The sequence below is a fragment of the Streptomyces anatolicus genome (assembly GCF_019400875.1).
Classification (GTDB): domain Bacteria; phylum Actinomycetota; class Actinomycetes; order Streptomycetales; family Streptomycetaceae; genus Streptomyces; species Streptomyces anatolicus.
This window is the reverse complement of the sequence record NZ_WMBF01000307.1, coordinates 1-7654: the sequence shown is the minus strand read 5'-3', so window position 1 is coordinate 7654 and position 7654 is coordinate 1. Positions and strand designations below refer to the sequence as shown.

The 7654-nt window shown below is 72.7% G+C and carries 8 protein-coding genes, 2 tRNA genes and 1 pseudogene; 4 read left to right on the top strand and 7 right to left on the bottom strand.

What is annotated here, in order from left to right; translation table 11 throughout:
* Window positions 1-205, top strand: a pseudogene (locus GKQ77_RS23125) (cytochrome b/b6 domain-containing protein); the annotation flags it as partial.
* Complete coding sequence (locus GKQ77_RS23120; protein ID WP_219690842.1) at window positions 202-1791, top strand: NADH-quinone oxidoreductase subunit NuoF family protein; 1590 nt, start codon at window positions 202-204, stop codon at window positions 1789-1791. The pseudogene GKQ77_RS23125 and the gene GKQ77_RS23120, both read left to right, overlap by 4 nt.
* A gap of 79 nt (window positions 1792-1870) precedes the next feature.
* On the opposite strand, the gene GKQ77_RS23115 is transcribed toward GKQ77_RS23120, so the two are convergent.
* Window positions 1871-1943 (bottom strand) — tRNA-Ala (locus GKQ77_RS23115).
* A 122-nt stretch (window positions 1944-2065) separates the two neighbouring features.
* Between GKQ77_RS23115 and GKQ77_RS23110 the strand changes: the two genes are divergently transcribed.
* On the top strand, window positions 2066-3283 hold the full coding sequence (locus GKQ77_RS23110) for a glycosyltransferase 87 family protein (RefSeq protein ID WP_308117757.1): 1218 nt from the start codon (window positions 2066-2068) through the stop codon (window positions 3281-3283).
* Here GKQ77_RS23110 and GKQ77_RS23105 read toward each other — a convergent pair.
* From GKQ77_RS23105 to GKQ77_RS23095, 3 genes are all read right to left on the bottom strand, one after another.
* On the bottom strand, window positions 3252-3485 hold the full coding sequence (locus tag GKQ77_RS23105) for a hypothetical protein (RefSeq protein WP_030783413.1): 234 nt from the start codon (window positions 3483-3485) through the stop codon (window positions 3252-3254). The two genes, GKQ77_RS23110 and GKQ77_RS23105, sit on opposite strands and share 32 nt — an antisense overlap.
* Before the next feature lie 3 nt (window positions 3486-3488).
* Window positions 3489-3671: a hypothetical protein gene (locus GKQ77_RS23100; RefSeq protein WP_125512737.1), complete on the bottom strand. Its 183-nt coding sequence runs from the start codon at window positions 3669-3671 to the stop codon at window positions 3489-3491.
* 70 nt (window positions 3672-3741) lie between these two features.
* A complete protein-coding gene (locus GKQ77_RS23095) occupies window positions 3742-5208 on the bottom strand; it encodes an MFS transporter (RefSeq protein ID WP_219690841.1) in 1467 nt (488 codons plus the stop codon).
* A 112-nt stretch (window positions 5209-5320) separates the two neighbouring features.
* On the opposite strand from GKQ77_RS23095, the gene GKQ77_RS23090 reads away from it, so the two are divergent.
* Window positions 5321-6256 (top strand): helix-turn-helix transcriptional regulator, encoded by a 936-nt coding sequence (locus GKQ77_RS23090; RefSeq protein ID WP_219690843.1) that lies wholly within the window; start codon window positions 5321-5323, stop codon window positions 6254-6256.
* A 22-nt stretch (window positions 6257-6278) separates the two neighbouring features.
* Here GKQ77_RS23090 and GKQ77_RS23085 read toward each other — a convergent pair.
* From GKQ77_RS23085 to rsfS, 3 genes are all read right to left on the bottom strand, one after another.
* Window positions 6279-6351: transfer RNA gene (locus tag GKQ77_RS23085), tRNA-Ala, on the bottom strand.
* Window positions 6352-6477: 126 nt separating this feature from the next.
* Entirely contained in the window at window positions 6478-7119 is a 642-nt protein-coding gene (locus GKQ77_RS23080) for a histidine phosphatase family protein (RefSeq protein ID WP_219690840.1), read from the bottom strand.
* Window positions 7116-7559 (bottom strand): ribosome silencing factor, encoded by a 444-nt coding sequence (gene rsfS / locus GKQ77_RS23075; protein WP_030783398.1) that lies wholly within the window; start codon window positions 7557-7559, stop codon window positions 7116-7118. The genes GKQ77_RS23080 and rsfS overlap by 4 nt, the downstream gene beginning before the upstream one ends.
* Between the last annotated feature and the right edge of the window lie 95 nt (window positions 7560-7654).

Genomic DNA, 7654 nt, shown 5'->3' with positions numbered 1-7654 from the left:
GCCGCAGCCCACGTACGACACCACCCCTCAGCCCGTCTACGACCTCTCCCACGAGACCTACGCCTACGACACCAACGACACCTACGACACCTACGACTACGAACCCGCGTACGACAGCGGCCCCGCCACCGAACCGCTGCCCCGGCCCTTCCAGGCCCCCAGCTCGGGCGAGCCCTGGAACGCCGCCACCGGAGGCCGCCCGTGAACGCGTCACTGCCCGACGTCCCCGAAGTCCGCGTCGTCGGCCTCCCTGTGCTCACCTCGGGCTTCGACCTGGTCGAGCGCCTGGATCTGACCATGCACCTGAAGGTGCACGGCCCCCTGGAACCCCTGGCGGGCGAGCCGCTCGCCCGCCTCGCCGAGCACATCGGACTGCGCGGCCGGGGCGGCGCCGGCTTCCCCTTCGCCCGGAAACTGCGGGCCGTCGCCGACGCGGCGATCCGTCGCGGGGTACGCCCCGTGGTCGTCGTCAACGGCAGCGAGGACGAACCGGCCTGCCGCAAGGACACCGTCCTGCTCAACCGCGCCCCGCACCTCATCCTGGACGGCGCCCTGCTCGCCGCGGAGGCCCTAGGCGCCCGCACCCTCGTCATCGGCGTGACGCGCGACTCCACCGAGGCCTCGATGCGCACCGCCCTCGCCGAGCGCGGCCTCGGCAACCGCCGCGGCTCGGCCCTTCGCGCGCGCGTGCAGCGCAATCCGGTACGGATGGTCACCGGGGAGTCCTCCGCCCTGGTCCGCTCGGCCGACGGCGGTCCTCCCCTGCCGCCGGGGCGCAAGGTACGCACGTCCGACTCCGGAGTGGGCGGCGCGCCCACACTGCTGTCGAACGCGGAGACCTTCGCCCAGCTCGCCGTCGCCGCGCGGACCGGAGCCGACCGCTACTGCCGCACCGGCCTGCGCGACGAGCCCGGCACGGTCCTGCTGACCCTCTCCGGAGCGGTCGCCCACCCGATGGTCGTCGAGGTCCCCACGGGAGTGCCCCTGCGGTACGTCCTTCAGCTCGCCGGCGCCCCGCCGCTCCCCCAGGGCGTGCTGACGGGCGGCTACCACGGCAAGTGGCTCGACAGCGTCACGGCGCACGACGCGGTCGTCTCCCGCGCCGCCCTGGAGGCCTGCGGGGGCGCGCTCGGCGCGGGCGCGATCCTGCCGATCGGCGAGGACACCTGTCCCCTCGGGGAGTCGCTGCGCGTCGCGCGCTGGCTCGCCGGGGAGAGCGCCGGGCAGTGCGGCCCCTGCTACCTCGGTCTCCCCGCGGCGGCCCGAGGCCTCGCGGACGTCCTGGACGGGGGCGGACCGACCGCCCTGGAAGCGCTGCGCGAGGTGACCCGTGCCGTGAAGCGGCGCGGCGCCTGCAAGCATCCGGACGGCTCGGCGGCCTTCCTGGAGTCCTCGATCGCGGCGTTCACGGACGATCTCGCGGCGCATGTCCTCGGCGACGGCTGTGGCCGCCCCGTCGCGGGCGTGCTGCCCCTCCAGGCGGAGGCTCCCCCGGCGCAGGCACCCACCGGCCGCAAGCTGGCCGTCGACTGGACGCTCTGCCGGGGGCACGGCCTGTGCGCGGATATCGTCCCGGAGCTGATCCAGCTGGGCCCGGACGGCTTCCCCGCCGTAGCGGAGGCGTCCGTACCGCGCTACTCCGAAGCGCGCGCCTCCCGCGCCGTGCGCCGCTGCCCGGCGCTCGCCCTGCGCATCGAGGAGGACCCGCAGGCGGCGTCCCCGGCCCGCCCCGCGCTGCCCGCGCTTCCGCCCGGCCGGGGCCGCAGGGCACTCGGCAGCGGAAGGCAGTGAGAGGTGGGCGACGCAAGGCAGTGAGGGCAGAACGATGAGAGCGGGCCACCCGATCCGGGTGGCCCGCTCTCATCTGCTGTGGAGCTAAGGAGAATTGAACTCCTGACCTCCTGCATGCCATGCAGGCGCTCTACCAACTGAGCTATAGCCCCTTGCTGTGTCCGCCCGGTTTCCCCGGCGGCTCCGCCAACATTACACGGTCATCCCCGTGCTCCACCAAATCGTTTCCGGTCTGGACCGATACCACCCGATAAGGCCGGTACTGTCAGCCTCCGTGACCGTGCTCGCGTTCGCCGCCGCCCGCCGCCGTCGTGTGCCCCTGGCCGCCGGGGCCTGCCTGCTCTCGTTCACGGCCTTCTGGCTCGCCCAGCGCGCCGCCGACGTCTCGATGATCGACCTGATGGTCTACCGGGCCGAGGGCGAGACCGTGCGGGCGGGCGGCGACCTCTACGCCCTGCGCACCACCGATGCCCATCTGCCGACGACCTACCCGCCGTTCGCCGCGCTCCTGTTCACCCCGCTGACGCTCCTGGACACCCCGGACATGCGCGCCCTCGCGACCGTCGGGAACCTGCTCCTGCTCGTCGTCCTCGTCTCGCTCTCCCTGCGCTTCGTCGGCGAAGCGCGGCACGCGCGCGTGGAGAGTGCCCTGTGGGTGTCCGCGCTCGCCGTCTGGTGCGAGCCGGTGTGGACGACGCTGCGCTACGGCCAGGTCAATCTGCTGCTCGCCGTCCTCGTCCTGTGGGACCTGTCCCGGCGCCCCGGCCACCGCTGGGCGGGGCTCGGCATCGGTGTCGCCGCGGCGATCAAGCTCACGCCCGCGCTCTTCGTGGTGTTCCTGCTGCTGACCGGGGCCGCCGAGGCACTGCGGCGCGGTGTGTGGCGGCCCGCGGTGCGGCACGCGTGCGTGGCGGCCGGCTCGTTCGCGGGGGCGACGCTCCTCGCGGCCGCCGTGCTGCCCTACGACTCGTGGCGGTTCTGGTCCCGGATGGTCTTCGAGGCGGGCCGGGTCGGGCTCGCGGAGGACACCGCGAACCAGTCGCTGCGCGGCGTCCTCGCCCGGCTCCTGCACACCCCGGAGCCCGGCGTGTGGTGGGCGGTGGCCGCGGCGGTGGTCTGCGCGCTCGGCCTCGCGGTCGCGGTGGGCGTCGCGCTGCGCGGGGAGCGGGCCCGGGCCGCGCTCTGCTGCGCGGCGACGGCGCTCCTGGTGAGCCCGGTGTCGTGGTCGCACCACTGGGTGTGGTGCGTGCCGATGGTGCTGCTCCTGGGTGCCGAGGCGGTGCGCCGGGGCGGCCGGGTCCGGTGGGCGGCGACCGGGGCCGCCGCCCTGGTCTTCTGCTCGTACGCCCTGTGGTGGGTGCCCCACGGGGAGGGGCGGCTCGAACTCGGCCAGAATTATGGCCAGATGACGCTGTCCGCCCTCTACGTAGTGACCGCTTCGGGGTTTCTGCTGGCCGGTGTCACGCGGTGGCGAACGAGTAGAACCGCTTGAGGGTGCAGTGCTCGTCGAGCAGCCTGCCGTAGATCGGCTCCCCTTCGAGTTCCCGGTAGGTCTCGATGGGGTCGCCTTTTATGATCAGCGCCCTGGCGCACTCCTCACACCAGTACTGGTATTCGTTGTTCACCGGCTCCATGTCGCGGACGATTGGTGTGCCACTGCCGCACCAGTCGCATTTCCGCCTGTGTGCACCCATCGATCAGCTCCAGCTGTGGCCGCAGGCGGTGCAGACGTAACTGACCCCGCCGTTGTCACCGAGTACCTGGGCGACGTGGGCAGAGCCACAGGAAGGGCAGTTGAGGAGGGCGCGGAGCGCGGCGCGTTCTCGTGTCGCCGCCTCGTCGAAGAGGCGGTCGACCTCTTCGAAGATGCTCGCAGGCATCGCGCTCTCCCTCCCGTCGGGCTGCGTCCCCTTCCGGCCGTCCGATTCTGCCACGCTCTGAGCGGCCCGGTCAGCGACGCATTCGTACCAGTCCGGACACGGCGCCGAGCGCGGCCACCGCGGAGAGCGCGTAGCAGCACACGAGGAGCGCGTCCCCGGATGAATACGCCCCGGAGCCCCCTTGTGACTCAAGCCTGTTCAAGAAGAGCGCTCCGAAGCAGGCGACTCCGGTCAGCTGGCCGAGCTGGGTGACCGTCGCGAGGAGGCCGCTGGCGTCCGCCGCGTCCTCGGCGCGCACCGTGGCGAGGGCCCGCGTGAGCGTCGGCCCGAAGCCGAGCGAGAGCCCGGCGCCCACGCCGACGAAGGCCGCGTACAGCCAGAGCCCGCCGTCGCCGCCGTCGCGCAGCAGGAGCCCCACGGCGGCCGTCGACACGGCGGTCAGCGCGAAACCGCCGGGGATCAGCGCCCGTTGCACCGCCTGCGGCCAGCGGCGCCAGGTGAGGCCGACGATGCCGAAGACCGCGGCGGTCGGCGCGAAGGTGAGACCGGCGCGCACCGCGCTGTGGCCGAGGCCGCCCTGGACGTGCAGGGTGAGGGCGAAGAGGAAGCCCGCGTTGACGGCCATCACGGCGGTGACCCGCACGACCGCGAGGCCCATGCCCGGCGTCCGCAGCACCCGGGGCGCGATCAGCGGCGCCCCGCCGCGCCGGGCGAGCCGGGTCTCGTACGCGCAGAACAGGGCGAAGAGCAGCGCGGCGGCGGCCAGCGAGAGCCAGGACCACAGCGGCCAGTCCTCCTGCTCCCCGAGCACCAGCGGCACGGTGAACAGCGACACCGCGCCCGCGAGCAGCACGAGCCCCGGCAGATCGAGGCCGCGCGCCCGCCCCGCCGCGCGCTCGGCGTCGTCGTCGCGCGGCAGCACGCGCACCGCGAGGAGGAGCAGGACGACGCCGACCGGCACGTTCACCAGGAACACCGGCCGCCAGCCGGTGCCGAACAGGTCGGCGCTGACCAGGACCCCGCCGAGCACCTGCCCGGCGGCGGCGCCGGTCGCGAGGACCGCCGAGTACGCGCCGAGCGCCCTCACCCGCGCCTCGCCCGCGAAGTTCCGCTGGATCAGGCTGAGCACCTGCGGGATGAGCACGGCGGAGCCCGCGCCCTGAAGCAGCCGGAAGGCGATCAGCTCCCCGGTCCCCTGGGCGAGGCCGCACGCGAGCGAGGCCACCGTGAAGACCGTGAGCCCGGCGAGGTAGACCCGGCGGTGTCCGAGGCGGTCGCCGAGGCGCGCGCCGGTGATCAGGAGGACGGCGTACGTGATGGTGTAGCCGGCGATGACCAGCTGCAATCCGGCGCCCGACGCGTGCAGTTCGGCGCGGATGGTGGGCGCCGCGACATTGACGATGAAGACGTCGAGCAGCGCCATGAACTGGGCGGCGAGCACGACCGCGAGGAGCCGTCCGCGGCGATTGTCAGTGCCGGGGGCTTTACTGAATGCGGGAGTTGGACCCGCGGGGGCGGGTGAGGTGGTCGTCGTCATGCCATCGAGCGTGCCGACGGCCGGGTACGGGTAACGAGAGCCCGCTGATGCTGGTACTGACAGCACCTGGCAGCGGCTGGGGCGGGTGCGGACGATGGGGGACGTGACGACGATGACGGGGATCCGAGGACGGACACAGGAGCAGCCGGGGCAGCCCGCGACCGCCCAGCGGCGGCGGCCCGAGCTTGCCGCCTTTCTGCGGGGCCGCAGGGCCCGGGTGACGCCGGCCGACGTGGGCATGGCCCCGGGACTGCGCCGCCGCACACCGGGGCTGCGCCGCGAGGAGGTCGCCCAGCTCTCCGGAGTCGGCGTCACCTGGTACACCTGGCTCGAACAGGGCCGCCCGATCAACGCCTCGCCCCAGGTCCTGGACGCCGTGGCCCGCACCCTGCGGCTCGACCAGCCCGAGCGCGAGCATCTGTACCACCTGGCCGAGGTGCCGTACGCCCCGGGCCGCGAGGCCGCGGCGGGGGCGGTGGGCCCGGAGATCCAGGGCATCATCGACGCCATGGACCCGCGCCCCGCGGTGGTCTACAACACGCGCTACGACATCCTCGCCACCAACCCCGCCTACCGCGACCTGTTCCTCATCGAGCAGATCCCCACGAGCGGCGTCGCGAACGTGCTGTGGTCGCTGTTCACCGTGCCCGCGCGGGACTGCCCGCTGGTCTTCCGCGACTCGGAGCTGCCGGTGATGGTGGCGACCTTGCGCAGTGCGTACGGCCGGCATGTGGGCGAGCCCGAGTGGGAGGGCTTCATACACGCCCTGTCCGCCGCGAGCCCGCACTTCGCGAAGCTCTGGGACAGCGGTGACGTGCTGCCGCCCGGGCCCCGGGTGAAGACGTTCCGGCACAAGGCGATCGGCGAGCTGCGCATGACGTCGGTCTCCCTGAGCATCAACGGCATGCCCGAGTCCCGGATCGTCGTCTACACCCCGGACGACGACGAGAGCAGACGGCACACGGCCGCGCTGCGGGAGCGACGGCTGCGGAGCAGCGGCCAGGAAGGCCCGTCAGGGCGGGGGGTAACGGAAAATCCCGCCCCCTGATGGGGACGGGATTTCCGGACTGTGGAGCTAAGGAGAATTGAACTCCTGACCTCCTGCATGCCATGCAGGCGCTCTACCAACTGAGCTATAGCCCCGAATGTTCTTCCGGCTCGGCGGGCGAACAAGAAGAACTTTAGCTTGCGACCAGCCGGAATGTGAAATCCGGGTCCGGCCGCCCGGAGAGGTGATCCCAAGGCGGCCCCGGGACGCCGCCGGGACGCTCAGTCGTCGTCGCCGAGCACCGGCTCCGGCAGCGTGCCGGCGTTGTGCTCGAGCAGGCGCCAGCCGCGCGCGCCCTGGCCGAGGACCGACCAGCAGCAGTTGGAGAGACCGCCGAGCCCCTCCCAGTGATGGGAGTCGAGACCGAGGAGGCGACCGATCGTGGTGCGGATGGTTCCGCCGTGGCTGACCACCACCAGCGTGCCGTTGTCCGGCAGCTTCTCGGCGTGGCGCAGGACGAGGGGCGCGGCCCGGTCGGCGACCTCGGTCTCCAGCTCGCCGCCGCCGCGGCGCACCGGCTCACCGCGCTTCCACGCGGCGTACTGGTCGCCGAAGCGCGCGATGATCTCCTCATGCGTCAGGCCCTGCCACTTACCGGCGTACGTCTCCTGGAGACCCTCCTCGTACGTGACGGGGAGGCCGGTGATGGCGGCCAGCTCGCCCGCCGTGGCCGCCGCCCGCTTGAGGTCGGAGGCGACGATCGCGTCCGGCTTCAGGGAGGCGAGCAGCCGGGCGGCGCGCCTGGCCTGGGCGACGCCCGTCTCGGTCAGCTCGATGTCCGTGGAGCCCTGGAAGCGGCGCTCCAGATTCCAGGCCGTCTGGCCGTGCCGCCACAGGATGATCCGGCAGCCGCGGTTGTTCACCGAAGCTCACCGTCCAGGTCAGCCTCCTCCGCCGCCCGCTGCTCGGCGTGCTCGGCGCCCTTGCCGCGGGTCGCCTTGGCGTCCTCGGGCAGCGCGATCTCGGGGCAGTCCTTCCACAGGCGCTCGAGGGCGTAGAAGACGCGCTCCTCGCTGTGCTGGACGTGCACCACGATGTCGACGTAGTCGAGGAGGATCCAACGCGCGTCGCGGTCGCCCTCACGGCGGACCGGCTTGGCGCCGAGCTGCTTGTTCAGCTGCTCCTCGATCTCGTCGACGATCGACTTGACCTGGCGGTCGTTGGGCGCGGAGGCGAGCAGGAAGGCGTCGGTGATCGACAGCACGTCGCTGACGTCGTACGCGATGATGTCGTGCGCGAGCTTGTCGGCAGCCGCCTGGGCGGCGACGTTGATGAGCTCGATGGAGCGGTCCGTGGCGGTCACTGGTGAGCTTTCCTTCAGATGGTCAAGACACACCAAGGGTCTCACGGACCGCCGCCCGCACCCCAGACGATTACGTCACCGCCTCCGCGGACCCC